This is a genomic window from Ruegeria sp. AM2 (assembly GCF_056540685.1).
This window is the reverse complement of the sequence record NZ_JBQFXE010000016.1, coordinates 1-16,715: the sequence shown is the minus strand read 5'-3', so window position 1 is coordinate 16,715 and position 16,715 is coordinate 1. Positions and strand designations below refer to the sequence as shown.

Sequence of the window (16,715 nt, the reverse complement as noted above, 5' to 3'; positions counted from 1 at the left end):
GGATCAGGGCGCATTGGCGGCACAGACCGCCCTTTTCTTCAGGCGGAGGCGACGGCTGGTCTGTCCGGCCCTGGGCCGCGCTGGCGCGGACCAGGTTAACCGCCGGACGCGATCTGCAAGGGAGTGACCTGGTGCATCGCTGGTTTCGTGTGCCGGCCGCGGTGTCGGCCGTCGAAGCGAAGCGCCAGTCGCGCCGGCACATGGGGCGTATGCCCCGGGTGCCAAGGGACACCAAAGGAACGTCACCGCCAGCACAACGGCAAAAAAGAGGCCCGCCGAAGCGGGCCAAGTACCTCTCACCACGAGAGAAAAGACGCTATCACCGCGATAGCAATTGTTCGTCATAAATCTGGAAAACGATGCTCTCCGGGTCACTTGGAAACCGGCTGTCCAGATAGAGACTACTCACCTGTTTTGGTGACACGGAACGCAACTGTTGACCACAAACGAGGTGTTCCGGTTCGAATACGGCCTTGGTGCCGTTGAAGGCAGTGAGCGCGCCAGTCAGGTCACAGTTTTCAAGCGGTCCATTGGTGAACCGGAATGTTGCGGGGCGGTCCAAACGCAAGGGCGTGTTCTGTGCGAGGGCCGCGCCAGATGCTATCCCCGGTCTGGGTTCTGGTGGAACCTCAGCAACAGACATGATCCGGCCTCCAAAAGCGGGTGCCACGATCTTGCCAGCCAACACGATGACCAGGAGTGCAACAGCACCGCCGCCAATCAAGTTAATCTTTGATATCTTTTGCATCACTTAAATCACCTTTTCACTTGCGCGCACGGTCTACAACGCCGTCATGCGTGATGGCCGAAATGCGGCCTTCTGTGCGGCGGGACATTTCGATCCCGTCGCCGGTCATGGTGGACTCTGCGTGCGGCGTCCATTTGAAAATGCTGCCATCCGCCTCAACATGGGTCTCATCCTCGGCGGACCTGCGTTTGATCGACCCGTCATGGCGGACTTCAATAATCGTGTTGTCGGCCATACGGACAGTCACGGAACTATCATCGACCGCGACCCCCTGCCACCACATATCAGCATCGCGGCGAACAACGATCCGATTGGGATGCAGCTTGATTTGCACATCTTTGGTCTGTTCAGGATCAGCGGCCTTGACCACGACAATCGCCTCCTGCTCAGCGGTATCGCCATGCAGGGACGCGCTACCGTTCTTCGGTGGCCAGAACTTTGGTTCCTTGCGCTCGCGCTTGCTCTGGTCCTTGTGAAACGCAAGATACATCTGCGCCGATTTCCAGACGCGGCGGGCCGCGCTCTCGGTTACCTTTGGAGTGGTGACTTTGGTCATGTCTGCCAGTCCTCATAGATCAGGTTTTGAACCCGGTTAAATTCTTTGACGTTGTTGGTGATGAGCGTCAGGGACCGTGCAACGGCCTGTCCCGCAATCAGCAAATCATAGGCCCCTATGGGCGTGCCTTTCTTCTTCAGGTCGGCGCGGATCAGGCCAGCGGCTTTCGCATCGGAGGTGGACAGGTCCAAAACCTCAAACCGGAGCGCATCAACGCGGGCCACATTCTCAGCCACTTTCCCGCTCTTGTATGCGCCCCAATAGAGTTCATACATAACGACTGACGACACACCGAAGTCACTGGGCACATGCCCAGACAACCGTTCAATCAGGCCGCGATTACCAGCAATGATGCCAATAACGGCATTGGTATCGAGCAGGAATTTCACTTGAACACATCCAATTCTGGGCGGTCCTGTGGCGGTAAATCTTCCTCTGCCGCCTGTACCGCATCATCATCCAGCGGACCCAGCTTGTGAAGCTCGTTCAGCCATTCCCAATCGTCTTCGATAGGTTCAAGAATGACCTTCGAGCCTTCCGCTCTGATCCGCACTTCATCGGTCCTGAACCGAAACTCTTTTGGCAACCGAACCGCCTGCGACCGGCCGGTCATAAACACTTTTGCAACCGCTCTATCTGGCATTGTTACCTCCGTTTGATATCTATCTTTAATATATATCAGACAACCATTGCTTTCAAGCTGATACTGCCTGAAATCCAAACATCATGAGCGGTTTTTCGCATTCGCATTCAGCCAGTTATCACCCTTCGGGACGATATCCGCCTCACGTTTCAAAACCGCTGCCCGATTGCTCAGCGCCACGATGATAGGCGTAGAAGGATGTGATGCCCGGTTCCCACGCGTGGGCCTGCAAAGGTATGAGGGGCCGTATTTCAAAAGGTACACAGCGGTTTCGATAGCCTCTAGGTCCGTCTCCGCGTAGATCATGGAAAGGGGCATACAACCGCTATGGGTGGTCAGATCGCGGTTGCGTTTTTCCGATGACCGGCGACGGTCCAGATTGAAAGCCGCAAGGCACCATTCCCTGACATTGCTCCATTCTACCCGCGTTCCGGGCGTTCTGTAGATGATCCGTTTCATGTCCCACACACCCCGTCACATTCACTGCGAAAATCAAAATCCGGCCCGCCCGCCTCGGCTTCAAAGTCGATGTCTCCAAGAGGACGGCAGGACCGGTGCATGTATTCCAGCCCGTGCATCCCGGCAGCGGGACCGTTGCGGCGCATGGCGGCATCCAGCGCAACCGCATCCCAGAACGCATCCGGGTCAGTCTTGCTCAGGTCGCGCCAGCGGGCATTCGTGCGAAACGGGCACCCGACGCAGGCGGATTTCGGCGGCTCGGGGTATCCACGCCGCTTGCACCATGCCAGACAGTCGCCGCGCGACATGCGGGCCTCGATGAGCGGCCAGCGATGTGTGATCCAGCTTTCGCGGGCGTCCTTCATGCGCACCATTTCGTCCGTGCTGATGCCAATCCACTGCTCAACGCGATAGCCTGTCGCCCGCGCGCCCTTGGCAACGCCCAGCAAGCGGCGCACCTCGCGGCGGATCGGGTCAATCTTGGCCTCGCGGGTACACTGGCGGCGGTTCATTCCCCCCTGATCCAGAAAATACGGGATGGACACAAAGCGGCCATCGGCGTGGTCCGAGCGGGCCTGTACCTGCGCGCGCAGATCAACGGCCTGCACCCGGTGGATTGGGAAGGGCAAGACATTGCCGCTGCCCAGCCAATCCAGATGCTCGTAAACCTCGGCAGGCTCCCAGCCGGTATCTGCAAAGATAGCAGCATCGGGCATGGGGCCGATTTCGCCATGCGCGGCCATGAGTGCCAGTGTGGTGCTTTGGACCCCTGCCCCAAGCGACAACACGCGCAGATCAGCCCCATCAACCGGTTCGCTGACACCGGGCCATGTCGGGTGTTTGAAAGGGAAGGTCATGGCTGATCCGCCAGTTGGTCGGCGTGGGCCTCAAGGCGCGCGATGAGCGACACGATCTGTTCGCGCAGTGAGGCTTGTTCTGCCAGCTTGAGCGCGGCCCGCTGGCCGACTGTCAACGCTTCAAACTCAGGCGGTCGGGCCGGACGATCGGTCGTTGCCAGCGCGCCAAGTGCGGCCAGCTCGTCGGTGAGCGGGCGCAGCATCGCGGCCAGTTTGTCGGCCCCTGCCCCGTTCGTTTTCGCGGAATCGACAATCTGCTGAACTCTTGCGACCGCCTTCTGAACCCGCTTGGTGTTCGTATCATTCTGGAAAGCCATAGCTCTATCTCCTGTCCGGTGTGGCAGGGCGCTTGCGCGCCCCGCCTGCGGGTCTCAGACCATGCCCTCGGGCAGCCATGTGGCGATCCGCTTCTCGACCGCCTTGCTCAGCTTCATCGCCTCGCGGGTCTCAGGGTCGTTGAACAGCGCGTCCAGCTTCTTCCGCTTCTCGCCAACCTTGAGGCTTTCGAACATATTCATCTGAACGTTGCCCGGCTTGAGGCCCAGAATGGTGCCCCAGATTTCGTTGAGGTAAGGCCCTGCGATGCGGCTGAAAAAGTTGTCGAATGTCGGTGTCCAGACCGCGCGAATATCGGTCTTAACCTCGTTGTCGATCAGGGCTTTCAACTTTTCATCGCCTCCGCTCAACAGCGACGCAAGGAACCGGGTCAATTCAGCCTGAATGTGATCTGCACCCTTCTTGCGGAAGGCTCGGAACGCCTTTGCAAAGTCGCCCATGTTGGTGTCATGGCTCCAATCGGTCGGCGTCGTCAGGCGTTCATCCAGCGCATAACCCGCTGCCTCGGTGGTGGGGTAGTTCGGCACGATTTCTTTGGTGAGACCGATGGGCCTGCCGTAATTCACGCCGCCCGACACCTGAAAGGCCAGCAGAGCAAGGATCAGATCAGGATCGTTGACCGCCGCATGTTGCCGTGCGCCTGTCACAACTCGTTTCAGATCATCCACAAGAGCCTGTGACATGCGCGGCTTGCTGGTGGTGTCGGTTGCGCCGGTTGTCTTGTGCTGAGAGGCTTTCAACACACCCGCCGCGACCGCAGCTTCTTTGTCCTCGGGCTTTACCAGACCTTCGGTCACACACAACTCGCCCGCGTTGGTGACATTGAGGACAACCCCGGCGCAGTCTTTCTGCACATCCGAAAAGGCCCCATCGACAATGGTTTGAAGCGTCTGCAACTCGGCTTCGCCCGCCTCGTCCAGAACCTCGGCCTCTGCAAGCTCCGCCAGTTCGTCGTAGCGCTCGGCCTGTTCCTCGGTCAGTTCGCCTTGCTCGGCATAGATGCGGGCGCATTTCAACTGGTCGATATCCCAGCCGCCAAAATGTGTATCGCTGACGACTTCGGCCCATTTCCAGCCGTTTTCCTGCCGGATCGTGCGCGCGGCCACAGCCAGCTTGTCGGTAAAGCACTGGTCCAGAATGGCCTCATCATCCAGCAAGGTCTTTTCGGCAAAGAGGTCACCAGAAACACGGCCACCTGCTTTCTTGTAGGCATCCAGCCCAACAAACTTTGCCCGCCGATCCGTCGCGCTCACAGCATCCGGTTTCAGCATGTTTTTGATCTGATGCTCCGACAGGTGGCCTTTCCGGGCCTGTTCCAGAACGCTCAGAGTCAGTTCTGTATCGTCGCAGATGGTGAAGGCTGCGGCTTCGCCAAGACTGATTTCCTTGGCTTCCAGCGCATCGATCACCTGTTCCGGCAGGCTTGCCAGTTTCAGGCGCTTGTAGACATGCGCCTCTGTCACAGCAAAGGCGCGGGCAATCCCGGATACGGGCGCACCGGCCTTGTCCATTTTACCATAGGCCCGGATTTCTTCGGCGGGCGACAGGTCTTTACGGCTGATGTTCTCCGCTGTCGCCCATGTCTGGGCGGTTTCAACATCCGGTGCAATCATCACCAGCGGGTTCGCCAGTTCTGGGCGGATGCTGGCAAGGTTCGGGTGTTTCTCAGACAGATATTGCAGGGCGCGCAGGCGGCGTCCACCAGCGACGATTTCAGCGCCGCCTTTTTCGTCGGCCAGACCGGCGATGCTCTGGATCAGGCCAGCAGTCCAGATGGACTCGGCCAATTCGATAACCTCGGCCTCCGGCACGTTCTGGCGCGGGTTGATCGGGGAAAGTGTCAGCGATGCCAGCGGAAAGCGGGCTTCGGTCGCGGTGATCTTCGTTTGCTTGGTCATGGGGTAAACCCTTTCTCGTGGTGAAGTTTCGTGTTATGGGTGCCCCAGCCCTTTCGGGCTGAGGCGTGGCCGCTTAGGCAGCAGCGTGACGTTTCAAGAAGGCGCGGGCGATCTTGGCCGAAAGGCCGCCCTTCTTGAGATTGCTCCAAGCCAACTTGCGTTGACGTTCAAGGGTGTATGGGTTCATGTTCTCACCTCCTTTCCTGCGCGGGTTGCGCACCCAGCCCCGACCGCGTGGCCGGGACCGAACTCAGTAATCGCTCGGGAAAAGGATGGTCAGGACGCGGCGCGTCTTGCTCAAATCGGTGGGGTCCGGTGTCCCGTATTTGTAGTTCTCGTCGTACAGGTCGATCTTGAACCAGACCTTGCGGCCCTTGATTTCCATGAAACCCATTTCGCGGGTGCCGTGGGGGTCGTTGTCCTCGGTGAAATCGTCATAGGCGACGATCTGGGCCAGACATTCAGCGACATAGGCAGGACCCATATCGTCAATGGCGGTTGTCTGAACGATAATCCCCTCCCCGCCTTCGGGCAGGCCCTTGCGGAAAGCGTCATTCTGTTGACCGATGAGGGCATAATCGACCTGACCGGGTTCAACGGTTTGATGTGCGGTTGCAGCCATTGGTGGCCTCTCTTTCGTGGTGATGCGGTGGCCGATGTGCGCCCGACCTGTCCGCAAGTGGTTCGGTTTGTTCCAATGGGCCAAGGAAACGGCCCATTGGCTGTGACATCGACACCCGCACCCATCCGCGTTTTTCCCGGCGAAGGAGGGGGGCCGATGGAAAAGATCCGTTTCAGATCCGAGGACTGGGGGTCAGGCTGAAATCGGGCAAATTTGGGAGGGACCCGCGCGCTGGCGCGTGGGAGGAACCGGGATTTTCACGATTTCTGCTTGAGGCGCACAAAAAAGAGATATGTGAGCCGCGCCCTGCGCGGGTCTCTCTTTGCGCCTTCCCCCTGGACCGGATCTGATACGAGAGCTTTTCGGCCCCGCGACGCTCGGGAAAACAAGCGCAGCAGACCGCCCGGCGGTCTGCTTAGCAAATCATGAGAATGTCAGGGCCGGGGTGAGCGCGGGCGCAAGCCCGTGTCGATCCCCTGCCCTGTCTAATGGATCATGCGAGCCGCGCGCCTCGCGCGGATCTCCCAAGCCTTTTCAACAGATCCAAATGCGGATGAGCTGGTATAGATCCTCAACATCGCACCCCGTGGGGATCGGCAGTTTTCCAGTGCCCGTGATTTCGACTTCAGGAGAAAGGGATTTCGGCACACCTGACGAAAGCCCTGTAATCATTCGGGCACCGCAGCAGGCCACAAAGGCAGCACGCGAGAATGCGAACGGCTGGCCTGTGGTAAACTGCCGATCCCGGCCGCCTATGCGGCCAGGCACAGCCTCAGACCGGCCAAGATGGCGAATGCCCGGGCTATGGCGCCGGGCGTTTGACAGTGACGGTGATCTTGATGATGAGCAAGTTAATCTGAATGCTCAGGCTCAGGTCGATCTTCTGCAGCTGCTTTTTGACGGCTTTCAGGCGGCGTGCTGAGAGCTTGCGAAGCTGGATTGATTTTTTGCGAATGTACTTCATGTCTGTCTCCTGTTGAAAATTCGCGGCTTTCGAACACGCCGGACCAGCTGACCAGTCAACACGCGCGGCACGCGCCTGCAGGCTTGGTGTTTACTGGTCAGCACGGCGTGTATCGTAGCCGCTCATTTTCATCGGGACAGATCGAAGGCAGACGCGTGAAATCGCCGGATTCCTTGCGCGGATCTCTCTCTGCGCCTTCCCCCTGGACCGGATCTGACACGAGAGCTTTTCGGCCCCTGACGTTCGGAAAACCAGGCGCCGCAGACCGCCATGCGGGCCGCGCTTTGCTCGATGTCTATCAAGCGTGATCCTTGCAAAAGGCTGAGCGCAGCGAGGGCATCGCGTCACCCGCAGAAGGCGCGGGATTTGCCCAATAGTATGTAATTTCAATGGGTTTTTGGGCGTGTAATTTCGTGGCATCGTTGACCGCAACAAGTAATGACTTGATCCGTCGTCATTGCTGTGGATGCTTTCAGGCTATGTGCAACTTATACTCCAACACGACCAGTCAAGAGGCCATGCGGCAGCTGTTCCAAGTCCGGCCAGACTTCGACCAGCTTGGCAACGCTGCGTCTCAACCTCAGATCAAGCCGGACAACCAAGTGCCTATAGTTCGGGTGAATCGCGAGGGCTACCGATCGATGACGCTTGCTCGATGGGGCTACCGAAAGGTTAGATTCAAAGGCCAGAAATTCGAGAGCTGGCTGACAAATACGCGAGACCTGACAGCGCCGGTTTGGAAACGGGTCTTGCAGGAGCCGCGTCAACGCTGTCTGGTCCCTGCATCCTCATTTGCAGAGTATCACCCCACGGAAAAATTCATAGGAAAGGCCGGGAAACCGAACAAATGCGCTGCCTGGTTTCGCCTCAGCGGCGATGAAAACCGGCCGCCGTTTGCCTTTGCCGGTCTCATGCGGCGGTGGAATTGGGAAAAGGATGGGCTGAGGCGCAAGGCGGATGCGGATCTTGCCGATGAAAATGCCCAAGTCATCGCGATGTCCTTTTTGACAACTCAGGCAAACAGCGTCGTCGCGCCGATCCACCCGAAGGCGATGCCCGTGATCCTTCGAACAGAGGAGGAGTTTTCGACCTGGCTGACCGGATCAGGCGAAGAAGCCTCGGCCTTGCAGCGGCCTCTCCCTGACAATGCACTTGAAATCGCGTTCATCGGGCAGACGGCTGATACCGGGGCTGATGACATTGGTCGGATCTGATCGAGCCAAACAGGCCTTGATACCAGTCCTGACCTTGGGTTCAGCAAAAAAGAACCCGGCGCTAGGCCGGGTTAAGTGGTGACGGGGAACGCCACAGGAAGAAACTATTTTACCCAGCCAGGATCTCTGACAGAACCCGAACCACCCTTTCGCCGTCCTCCGGGCAGATTTTGTTGGACGATAGCCGAACGGCTTCAACATGGCCTTGCGGCAGCATGTATAGGGGTGTGTGTGACCCTTTAATGCGCCACGCGGCGACACCCTGTCTGCGCAACTCGGCAACGATGTCGCCAGCGCTAACGTCTTCGTGGCGGAAAGAGAAAATTCCTCCTCGGGTTCGCCCTGGATCAATAGGAATGACACCCTTTAGGGCAGAAACGCCTTCTCGGATATGGTTTATGCCGTCGTTGCGTCTACCATCGCCGGCAATCGCTTCATCAATCGCTATCGAAAGGCCGAGAATTGCGCCACAATTGCGTTCGGCGGCCTCTAGGAACCGCGCAGACGATACATCTTTGGTCACGGTGCCGTCTTCCCGGAAATCTGAAAGATGTAAATCAACAAAGCCCGGCTCGATCCGGTTTCGCAGATCAGCAGAAACATACGCGAAACCTGTACCTCTTGGGCCGCAGAGGAATTTTCGACCTGCGCCGGTAAGTGCGTCGCACCCAATTTGAGAGACGTCTATCTCAGCTTGGCCGACCGCCTGGCAGGCATCCACGATGTAGACTGCCGAATGGCCGGCCAGTACCTGCCCGATCTCTTCAACCGGATTTACAATGCCGCAACATGAGGGCACATGAACCACAGAGACCAAGCCAACATCGCCTGACATGTTTTTGCGCAACCACTCGACGTCAATATCCCCGTTGCTGTCACAAGGTATGACGACTAGCTCCAAATCATGCCGGTGCGCGAGGCTCTTCAGAAATTGAAGATTGCCAGCGTATTCGTACTGTGTGGTGAACACTGACTTGGCGCCGTCCAACGGAACCCGGCTTACGACCTCGATCCAGGCGCGGGTCGCGTTTTCAAATATCGCAATGTCGCTTGCATCGCAATGCAGCAACTTTGCCAACTGCCGATAGACACGCTTATCCAATTGGGGTGAGTGGTCCAGTTCCGTGTCGTAGGCACCGTGCAATTGTTCGATCTTAAGGTAGTTTCTCGTGGTTTCGAGAACCTCATCCGACACCGGACCTGCCCCTGCCATGTTCAGGTAGGCGAAAGGTGCCGCGATGGTCATCGCTGAATCCATGATCTAGTACCTTTCGCCGAAAACAACCTGGGACGGTCGATGGTAGTCAGAGAACGCTTGAAGCAAATTCGGTGTGTATTCTGCGAGGCGATGCAGGAAATGCAGAAACCATTCTTCACCGTAGACGCCGGTGATCCGACAGGGATACCCCTCAGCCCGCAGGTCTCGGAGGAGGTCAGGGTTGCAGCCGTGAAGCGCCTCAAGTTCCTCGACAGATTCCAACAATCCGAGGGGCTGCAAGCGTTCGATCAGCGAGCGATCATGTGTGGCGACGGCAAATCTCGCTTTGGCCGATGCCAACATGGCCGCGTACTCAATGTACCGGTCATCAAGCTCGGGCCCACGAGGCAGGGCAAGGGAGGCGTGTTCGTCATAAACGCCCTTCACCAAACGGATCTTCCGGTTTGCCTTGATGAGTTTCGGCAGATCCCCTGAGAGCCGCTTCAAGTATGCCTGCACGGTGATCCCAAGGTTTTCGTGCTTCGGGGCCAGCTCGTAGAAGAGATCAAGGATCTGATCTGTGTGTGTCGCACGTTCCATGCTTATCATGACGCTGCAACCTTGCGCCGCGGCCACCTCGGCAATGTTCGCTGTGTTTTTCTTTGCCAGATCACGGCTTACCAGCATTCCAACGCTCGAAAGATCAAAGCCTAGTTGGAGACCTTTTGAAAAATTTCGGCATTGCGCACTCTTGAGAAACTGAATGTTCTCGTCGACCACCACACCAACCTGCTGCTCGTCGGCAATTTCTTCGCCGACATATTCGACGCCGATCAGATACCCTTTGTCGGACAGTGTTTCGAAGTTGGCGCAAGCAGTCTCGATACAGTCGCCAACAATGTAACGAGAGACTGGACCAGCAAAGATCCTTTTGATTGTGCTGTCGGCGGAAAACTTCTCGCGCAGCACCGGGTGGGCGGCCAGCTTGCGCAGCCCCTTCGCCACTTCTGCGTCCTGATTTCGGAAATGGCTAGCTGCGGAGGTACGAAATTCGCTCTTGTTCATAGCTCACGCTCCTTGGGCTAGGGGGTGTTGCATCAGTAGTCGCTCAGCAAAGCTTGGTCGCTTCCGATCGGTCGGTTTTTGAGACACCTCGGCTTTGTACTTTTTGACGTAGGAAATCAGGGTTTCTTCGTCTGGATGAGTCCGCGTGAAGATACCGCCCCACATGGCGTCCCACTGCCGGTAAGCGTCATCCTTGAGCAACACTTGATGGGCGCGCTTCAGGTTGTAGAACGGGATTGTTGGGAAGATGTGATGGACGAGATGGTACCGGTCGTAGTGGCGCCCGAACAAAAAGCGCTCGATGGCCCATCCATGACGGTTCCGTGTCATTAACAACCGTTTATCTTCGGATTCGGGCAGCGGGTAGTGCTCCGCCAGTTCTGCACACCATCCAATTGCGATGTACGTGGTGAAGCAGGGCACGATCCAGAAAAGGAGAAACACGACCCAGACATTGAACCAGGCCACCAGCGCCAACACAGCCAGCCAGGTCAGGCCAAACATTAGTCGGTCTGTCTTTACCGATATAGGCATTTTGACCACGGCCTGCTCTTCTGAAAACAGAAGTCGATCATGATAGATGTACTTAATGTACTCGACCGTCCGATACCCAATAAGAGCCAGAACAAGGTTCTTCAGGATAAACCGGCTGTGGCTCTCCTTTTCTTCGTACAGCCCTAAAAGGATGTGGAAATTGTAGTCTGGGTCTTCCTCGGGATCGCCAAAATGTCGATGGTGAAAACCCACATGAGAGTTCCGGTAGGGCGTGAACATATGGAAGATCAGATAGGAAGTCAGAACAGTTCCGCCGACAAAGTTGAGTATCTTATTCTTCGCAAACAGCCCATGCGCAGACTCGTGCAAGATATTCGCGAATGTCCTCTGGACTGATCCAATGATGACGAGCGCCAGCGGATAGAACCAGTATGAGACGCCCACTGTCAGGTAGATGGACCCGGCTACCAAAAAATACTCGAAGGCTAAGGTCCGGACGGCTGCAAAGTTGCTTGGATCTGTGAGGTGCTTCAGCTCCCGAAGCACGTCTTGTCTTATCTCAAAATTGTGTTCGGCATAATTCATTGAAACCTCCAAAGGCTAGGCTTTACTAAAGAACGTTCTGCAGAAGCGCGTAGGCGGCGACACCACCGACCATGGTCAAAATTACGTGGTTGGAATAAACGGCCACGCCCAACGCGACGGCCGCGGCGAACCATCCGCCGAGTGACAAATCCGCTAGGGATGAGGCGACAAGTGCGACAATCAGTATTCCAGGGAGATCACGCAGAACCCAAGAGTAGCGAGATTCTTGAAAGAAATTCCCCGTCACAAGGCCCAGGGCTCGAATGACGAAAGTGCAGATCGCCAGTCCACCGATGAGAAGAATGGTCTCTGTACCCATCACGTCGACCCTTTGATTTTTCGGACAATCTGGGCGGTCGCGAGGCCAGCGATAGTCCCGATGACTATGGCATGGGCGCTCGTCAGCCGAAGCTTCACAGCGCACACGGCAACAACGAACGTGACCAGCCAGGGCACCAAATCCGATGGGCTACGCCAGAGGCCGCGACCCATTGCAATGAACGCAGCTGTGAAGGCGAACCCGAGCCCGAATTGCTCCAGATCGGGGACGGTCGCGCCGACAAATGCACCCGAGGCGGTTGAAACTACCCAGGTCACTATCATCACCGTGCCGGCGCCGAGAAGGAAGCGCAGTCCAACTGTCGGGTTCTTGCTGGCTTCAGAGATAGTCAGCGCCCAGCTTTCATCGCTCGTGATGTGAATCGCAACCAGTTTTGCCCAAAGGGAAAGGCCACTCAGCATTTCGGTTAGTGACGCGACGATGCCGATGTACCGCAGGTTCAATATGGCGCCGGCAAAAACAGCACCTGCGATGCTCGATGTTGATGCGAATTGTTCAACGGCGACGATCTGCGAAGATCCTGCATGAACCGCGCCACTCATGATGGCAACACCCCACCAGGGTATCCCCAGCTGAGCCGCCAAAAATCCGAACGCAAAGCCATAAACGGCCGCTCCAGCGGCGAGTGGCAGTATCGCGAACTCTCCGCTTCTTGCTGTAGTTGAAAGTTGCATACCGATCATAAAGCACAGCAACGGATGTGCCTTGAATCATCTATTTCGCGGTTTTTCGGTTTTTTAGTTCACCAGTTCGGCCATATGTGATGTTATTCGATCATGGACAACATGGATAAAAAACTACTCGCAATTGTGCAGAGCGATTCTCGAACAACCATTCTAGAATTGGCCGACAAGATTGGAGCTTCAACAGCATCGGTTCAGCGGAGGCTCAAAGCATTGCGGGACAGCGGCGCGATCCGCGGCGAGGTAGCCCTTCTGGACCAAGAGGTGCTTGGGCTCGGCATCACTGCAATTGTCTCGGTCGAGTTGGAGCGCGACAGCGTCGACCAAACCGCAGATTTCAAACGCAAAGCCCGGATGGACCCGCATGTGACCAACTTTTATTGCATCGCCGGCGACGCAGACTTTATCATGATCGTTGTTGCCAAGGACATAAAAGACTACGAGGCTTTCACACACCGGTTCTTCTTCACGGACAAAAATGTGCGGAAGTTTCGTACATCCATTGTGGTTTCAACCGTGAAGGCTACGTTGGAGTTACCAATTTAAGCGCTCACGAGATTTTTGCGCGGGTCAGCATCATTGAAAGTTGTTGCAAAAAGATGTGAGAGTTGGTTTTTGCAGGCCGCTTGATCTTAGAACACAAAGAGAACATTGTTTATGCTGACCAATGGAGTTGGTGCGTCATGAGTCGGAGAACAAACCGTGGATTCGTTAAAAAAGATGAAGCCCTTGCAAAGCTCGCTACTGGCCGATTCGGCGCGATCCAGGTCTGCACGCAAGCAAAGATCAACTCGCCAGAATACCGAGCCGCGCAAAACGTACTGACTGCCATCGACGTCTTGGCCGAAAAGCTAACCGGCGATCTGGAGCATTTTCACCTGAAGGTCGCGACAAGCCGATCCCTAGGGGATTGACGGCCAGCCTAGCTCTTTCTTTGGCCGTGTCGTATCGGGGAATCACAATGGGTCCAGCAGACTCCAAGGACTGGCAATCCGATAGACCTGCGTGGCGACTTGGTTTGTGCCACGACACCGACTCTTCACCAAATACAGCGGCTACACCTGGCTCAAGGAAATCTCTCGGTGTTCCAGCTGCACAAAGTATTTGTCACGCGAACGAACCCAGAAAGTGCAGAGAGCATACCAAGACGTAGATTCAACGACTTAGGAGTGTGGAACCACGCCCCTGCCCGCCTTGTATGGCCTTAGCAACACTGAATGGTCGATTTCGCCTGTCTGGATTTTGCAAAGTAGCGATCTGAGATATGCCAGAGGGCGATGAATACTCTCCGCACGCTCAAAAACGTACCCCAGTGCCATGAAGCGTGTCGCCGGGCCGTAGGTGGCTTTCATTGCATACCAAGCCTCACCAAGCAGCAATTGGTTTGCCAGATCATCCATAATCCGATCACAATGGACCTGATCCCTAGCAAACCTCAATTCACTGCATAGCCGAGGAAATGCGCGCTCCATTTGTTCTTGGGTTACATGAATAGAAGGAGATTTTCTTTTATTACTATTCTGATTCAGTGACTGCTCTTTATGCCCCTCAGTTTCGCTGTTGGCATCCGTCAAATTGATGGGCTCAGGTTTCTCTCGTTGGCGGTTGTCCACAGTGATGTGCTCGTTGAGCTCAACAAGCAGCGCCTCAAGAGCGCTCTTTTGGGGCCGTCGACGCAGGATAATTCGCGCCCGTTCCAAAAGATCCTGGACACCGCTTGTCACAGCGCCTTTGAGGCGAGCGAGCGCAAGTGTGCATTGATCGCGCAAAATCTGCAGAGCGTCTTGCGCCTGACGATACTCCCGTGCCAGCGCTGTGAATTCTGCGTGTCTTGTGGCAAGGGGTAGCAATGAAAGACCGCTTATCAGTGTTACCCGCCCTGCCCTGTTGCGCCGTACCCAACGCTTTCCGTTTGCTGCTGTGATGCGCCGGATCACACCGATGCTTACAAGTCTGGCGATGTGCCGCTCTACGGTCTGAATACTGACGTGGGCTCTTTGAGCGATGGACGCATTGCTAGCAAAAACGATGTGTTGATCATCCGCCAGTTCGGAAATCCGATCAGCTGACATATAGCTGAGCATTGCCCTGAGAATAGAGATACTGGTGGCTTTGATGCCAAGTGGTTCTCTCGCCTCTTCGATAGCTCGAAGTTGTGACCACTTAGGCGCACCACTCCCCTGCCCTGCAGACGGCCCGGCTACGCCGTCTGGAGCGAAACGTTTCACTGTCTTCATGGTTTTTTATCAGCAGACAAAGAAATCTCGTTCACCCAAGGGTGTTTTTTGTTGTGAAGCGATTCGCGGGCTGCTAAAAATTAGGTGCTTAGACTAATTCCACACTAGTGTGGTGCAGCCCTCGGAGCCTCCGGTTTCGAGGGTTTTCTTTTCTGCAATCTCCTTTTTGCTCGTTGCCTCAGTAGTGGACTTCACAATTGTGAAGTCAGTTCTTCCCAGGGTTCTCTGCTTTGAACCTCTTCAGGGAATCCTCAATTATTGCCTCTATGTTCACATCGAGCCAATCAGCAAAGCCCGCAGTGTTCTTTGTATCCGCGATCGTTAGTTTCAGGCCCGTCGGACCTTTCTGAACCTTTGCGACTTCACCTAACGTCCGCACTTCCCGTTTGGTGCTTTTACCTGACCTGCTTTTGATTTCTGCTAGCAAGGTATTGAGCCGTTCGTCAGATGTGCATGACGGGTCCATATCGGACAACAGTTTGCTTGCTTCGTGAGCGGTGATCACTTCGCTTTGCAAGCCGTTGGCCAGCGCTTCCCACTTGGGCCGGCCGCTACCTGATGCAGCGCCAATAAGGTCGCCAAGTTCGTCAGGCACGACGCGGGTAATCTTTAATAAGTTGGAAAGGTTGGTTGCTGACATATTCATCATGCGAGCAACATCCTGTTTTTCGACCCCAGCGGCATAGATTATGTTGGCAAATCTTGCTTTTTCGTATGGCGAAAGGTTCTTGCGAGCCGCATTTTCTAGCGCCTGAGTGACAAGTGCCTGGTTGTCGAATTCCTTGTCGGTCTGCCCCTCCGCCTTCGTTTCGATGTTGGCTTTTATACGCAACCCTGTGTCAGCATCTTCCATATCCGGTCTCGGGTTTGAGCGGATGTGGCGTATAGCTGCCAGACGTCGGCGGCCAAAGATTATTTCATAGCGACCTTTGTCCTTGGAAGACTGTCGCACCAAAATTGGAACCTTCTGACCATGTGTTAGAATGCTGTCCACCAGCTGCTCTAGTGTTGCGTCCTGATGGTCAACGTCGCTATCGGCGTTCAGTGATTCAGCCGACTTCACAATTGTGAAGAGTTCAAGGCGATCAGCGAATGCGGAATCATCGATCAGATCCGGGTCAATTTCCCGAACAGCATTGTAGGTTCTCTCAATCAACTTAATGCCCGGAGCCGTCGCGGCGGCTGTCGGTGTGTCGTTGGGGGCCGCGGTTGTTTGTGCGGCAGACGGCGCTTGCAAGGCACTCATCAGGCTTGCACCCGGGTCTCTCTTCCTTCTCCCAGCCATTAGTTACGCCCCCACGATGTCAAAATCATCTTTTCTATCTCAGAGCCAACGGCATCCATGCTTGCCTTGGCCCGATCATAAGTGGATCTCGTTATGTCACTCCGGTTCAATTCGTAAATGCTTTGCTGCAGCATTACGGCATCTGCGATAGCCGTTGATTTCAGGCTTGTTGCCATCATCATTCGCTCTTGGAAAAGGGCCCGGAGGAAGGAGACGATTTGTTGAGACGGAATATCGGTGGGCTCATCCCGCGTTATCAACATTCGGAAATCATCATAGCTGAGTTCAGCACCGATATCCTGGATAACCTTCATGTAGCTGCTCGCCATTTGCAGAAACTGCGCGGTGCTGGCCACATCCAACATACTGGGTGTCAGTGGCACAACGACTGATGTTGCGGACGCCATGCCTGACATAGTGATGAAACCGAGTGATGGTGGGCTATCGATTATTACCACGTCATAGTCAGCCTCGACGCTCATGATAGCATTGTGCAATCGCATGAAAAAAGGCTCATCAAGGCTGTTCTG

The 16,715-nt window shown here is 55.8% G+C and carries 21 protein-coding genes; 3 read left to right on the top strand and 18 right to left on the bottom strand.

Features of this window, described 5'->3' with window-relative positions:
• Window positions 1-319: 319 nt before the first annotated feature.
• The 10 genes from ACR0CR_RS19405 to ACR0CR_RS19360 form a co-directional block, all read right to left on the bottom strand.
• Window positions 320-748, bottom strand: coding sequence for a hypothetical protein (locus ACR0CR_RS19405; RefSeq protein ID WP_480602387.1), 429 nt, complete (start codon window positions 746-748; stop codon window positions 320-322).
• A 16-nt stretch (window positions 749-764) separates the two neighbouring features.
• Entirely contained in the window at window positions 765-1,304 is a 540-nt protein-coding gene (locus ACR0CR_RS19400; protein ID WP_480602385.1) for a hypothetical protein, read from the bottom strand.
• The gene (locus tag ACR0CR_RS19395) at window positions 1,301-1,693 is read right to left on the bottom strand and encodes a PIN domain-containing protein (RefSeq protein WP_480602383.1); all 393 of its coding nucleotides are present in this window, start codon (window positions 1,691-1,693) and stop codon (window positions 1,301-1,303) included. The genes ACR0CR_RS19400 and ACR0CR_RS19395 overlap by 4 nt, the downstream gene beginning before the upstream one ends.
• On the bottom strand, window positions 1,690-1,947 hold the full coding sequence (locus ACR0CR_RS19390) for an antitoxin (RefSeq protein ID WP_480602381.1): 258 nt from the start codon (window positions 1,945-1,947) through the stop codon (window positions 1,690-1,692). Before ACR0CR_RS19390 ends, ACR0CR_RS19395 begins: the two co-directional genes overlap by 4 nt.
• Before the next feature lie 81 nt (window positions 1,948-2,028).
• Window positions 2,029-2,406 (bottom strand): hypothetical protein, encoded by a 378-nt coding sequence (locus tag ACR0CR_RS19385; protein WP_480602379.1) that lies wholly within the window; start codon window positions 2,404-2,406, stop codon window positions 2,029-2,031.
• The gene (locus ACR0CR_RS19380) at window positions 2,403-3,263 is read right to left on the bottom strand and encodes a hypothetical protein (RefSeq protein WP_480602377.1); all 861 of its coding nucleotides are present in this window, start codon (window positions 3,261-3,263) and stop codon (window positions 2,403-2,405) included. Before ACR0CR_RS19380 ends, ACR0CR_RS19385 begins: the two co-directional genes overlap by 4 nt.
• Window positions 3,260-3,580 (bottom strand): hypothetical protein, encoded by a 321-nt coding sequence (locus ACR0CR_RS19375; protein WP_480602375.1) that lies wholly within the window; start codon window positions 3,578-3,580, stop codon window positions 3,260-3,262. Before ACR0CR_RS19375 ends, ACR0CR_RS19380 begins: the two co-directional genes overlap by 4 nt.
• Window positions 3,581-3,634: 54 nt before the next feature.
• Window positions 3,635-5,497 carry a ParB/RepB/Spo0J family partition protein gene (locus tag ACR0CR_RS19370; RefSeq protein WP_480602373.1) on the bottom strand — a complete coding sequence of 621 codons (1,863 nt, stop codon included), beginning with the start codon at window positions 5,495-5,497 and terminating at the stop codon, window positions 3,635-3,637.
• A 250-nt stretch (window positions 5,498-5,747) separates the two neighbouring features.
• A complete protein-coding gene (locus tag ACR0CR_RS19365) occupies window positions 5,748-6,119 on the bottom strand; it encodes a DUF3768 domain-containing protein (protein ID WP_480602371.1) in 372 nt (123 codons plus the stop codon).
• An 802-nt stretch (window positions 6,120-6,921) separates the two neighbouring features.
• On the bottom strand, window positions 6,922-7,083 hold the full coding sequence (locus ACR0CR_RS19360) for a hypothetical protein (protein ID WP_480602369.1): 162 nt from the start codon (window positions 7,081-7,083) through the stop codon (window positions 6,922-6,924).
• A 389-nt stretch (window positions 7,084-7,472) separates the two neighbouring features.
• On the opposite strand from ACR0CR_RS19360, the gene ACR0CR_RS19355 reads away from it, so the two are divergent.
• Window positions 7,473-8,297, top strand: a complete 825-nt coding sequence (locus ACR0CR_RS19355) for an SOS response-associated peptidase (protein ID WP_480602367.1) — start codon at window positions 7,473-7,475, stop codon at window positions 8,295-8,297.
• A 109-nt stretch (window positions 8,298-8,406) separates the two neighbouring features.
• On the opposite strand, the gene ACR0CR_RS19350 is transcribed toward ACR0CR_RS19355, so the two are convergent.
• The 5 genes from ACR0CR_RS19350 to ACR0CR_RS19330 are packed head-to-tail and all read right to left on the bottom strand — an operon-like array spanning window position 8,407 to window position 12,675.
• Window positions 8,407-9,555 carry an aminotransferase class V-fold PLP-dependent enzyme gene (locus tag ACR0CR_RS19350; RefSeq protein ID WP_480602365.1) on the bottom strand — a complete coding sequence of 383 codons (1,149 nt, stop codon included), beginning with the start codon at window positions 9,553-9,555 and terminating at the stop codon, window positions 8,407-8,409.
• A 3-nt stretch (window positions 9,556-9,558) separates the two neighbouring features.
• Window positions 9,559-10,560, bottom strand: a complete 1,002-nt coding sequence (locus tag ACR0CR_RS19345) for a proline dehydrogenase family protein (protein WP_480602363.1) — start codon at window positions 10,558-10,560, stop codon at window positions 9,559-9,561.
• A 3-nt stretch (window positions 10,561-10,563) separates the two neighbouring features.
• Window positions 10,564-11,640 carry a fatty acid desaturase family protein gene (locus tag ACR0CR_RS19340; protein ID WP_480602361.1) on the bottom strand — a complete coding sequence of 359 codons (1,077 nt, stop codon included), beginning with the start codon at window positions 11,638-11,640 and terminating at the stop codon, window positions 10,564-10,566.
• A gap of 25 nt (window positions 11,641-11,665) precedes the next feature.
• The gene (locus tag ACR0CR_RS19335; RefSeq protein WP_480602359.1) at window positions 11,666-11,959 is read right to left on the bottom strand and encodes an AzlD domain-containing protein; all 294 of its coding nucleotides are present in this window, start codon (window positions 11,957-11,959) and stop codon (window positions 11,666-11,668) included.
• The gene (locus ACR0CR_RS19330; RefSeq protein WP_480602357.1) at window positions 11,959-12,675 is read right to left on the bottom strand and encodes an AzlC family ABC transporter permease; all 717 of its coding nucleotides are present in this window, start codon (window positions 12,673-12,675) and stop codon (window positions 11,959-11,961) included. Before ACR0CR_RS19330 ends, ACR0CR_RS19335 begins: the two co-directional genes overlap by 1 nt.
• Window positions 12,676-12,765: 90 nt before the next feature.
• On the opposite strand from ACR0CR_RS19330, the gene ACR0CR_RS19325 reads away from it, so the two are divergent.
• Together ACR0CR_RS19325 and ACR0CR_RS19320 are read left to right on the top strand one after the other, a co-directional pair.
• Window positions 12,766-13,209, top strand: coding sequence for an Lrp/AsnC family transcriptional regulator (locus tag ACR0CR_RS19325; protein ID WP_480602354.1), 444 nt, complete (start codon window positions 12,766-12,768; stop codon window positions 13,207-13,209).
• Between the two features lie 137 nt (window positions 13,210-13,346).
• Window positions 13,347-13,577, top strand: a complete 231-nt coding sequence (locus ACR0CR_RS19320) for a hypothetical protein (protein ID WP_480602352.1) — start codon at window positions 13,347-13,349, stop codon at window positions 13,575-13,577.
• A gap of 249 nt (window positions 13,578-13,826) precedes the next feature.
• Here ACR0CR_RS19320 and ACR0CR_RS19315 read toward each other — a convergent pair whose 3' ends face one another.
• The 3 genes from ACR0CR_RS19315 to ACR0CR_RS19305 form a co-directional block, all read right to left on the bottom strand.
• Window positions 13,827-14,900 carry a helix-turn-helix domain-containing protein gene (locus ACR0CR_RS19315; protein WP_480602349.1) on the bottom strand — a complete coding sequence of 358 codons (1,074 nt, stop codon included), beginning with the start codon at window positions 14,898-14,900 and terminating at the stop codon, window positions 13,827-13,829.
• Window positions 14,901-15,105: 205 nt separating this feature from the next.
• Entirely contained in the window at window positions 15,106-16,146 is a 1,041-nt protein-coding gene (locus tag ACR0CR_RS19310; protein WP_480602346.1) for a ParB N-terminal domain-containing protein, read from the bottom strand.
• Window positions 16,147-16,184: 38 nt separating this feature from the next.
• Window positions 16,185-16,715: AAA family ATPase (locus ACR0CR_RS19305; protein WP_480602344.1), on the bottom strand; the 531-nt coding region annotated here is incomplete at its 5' end.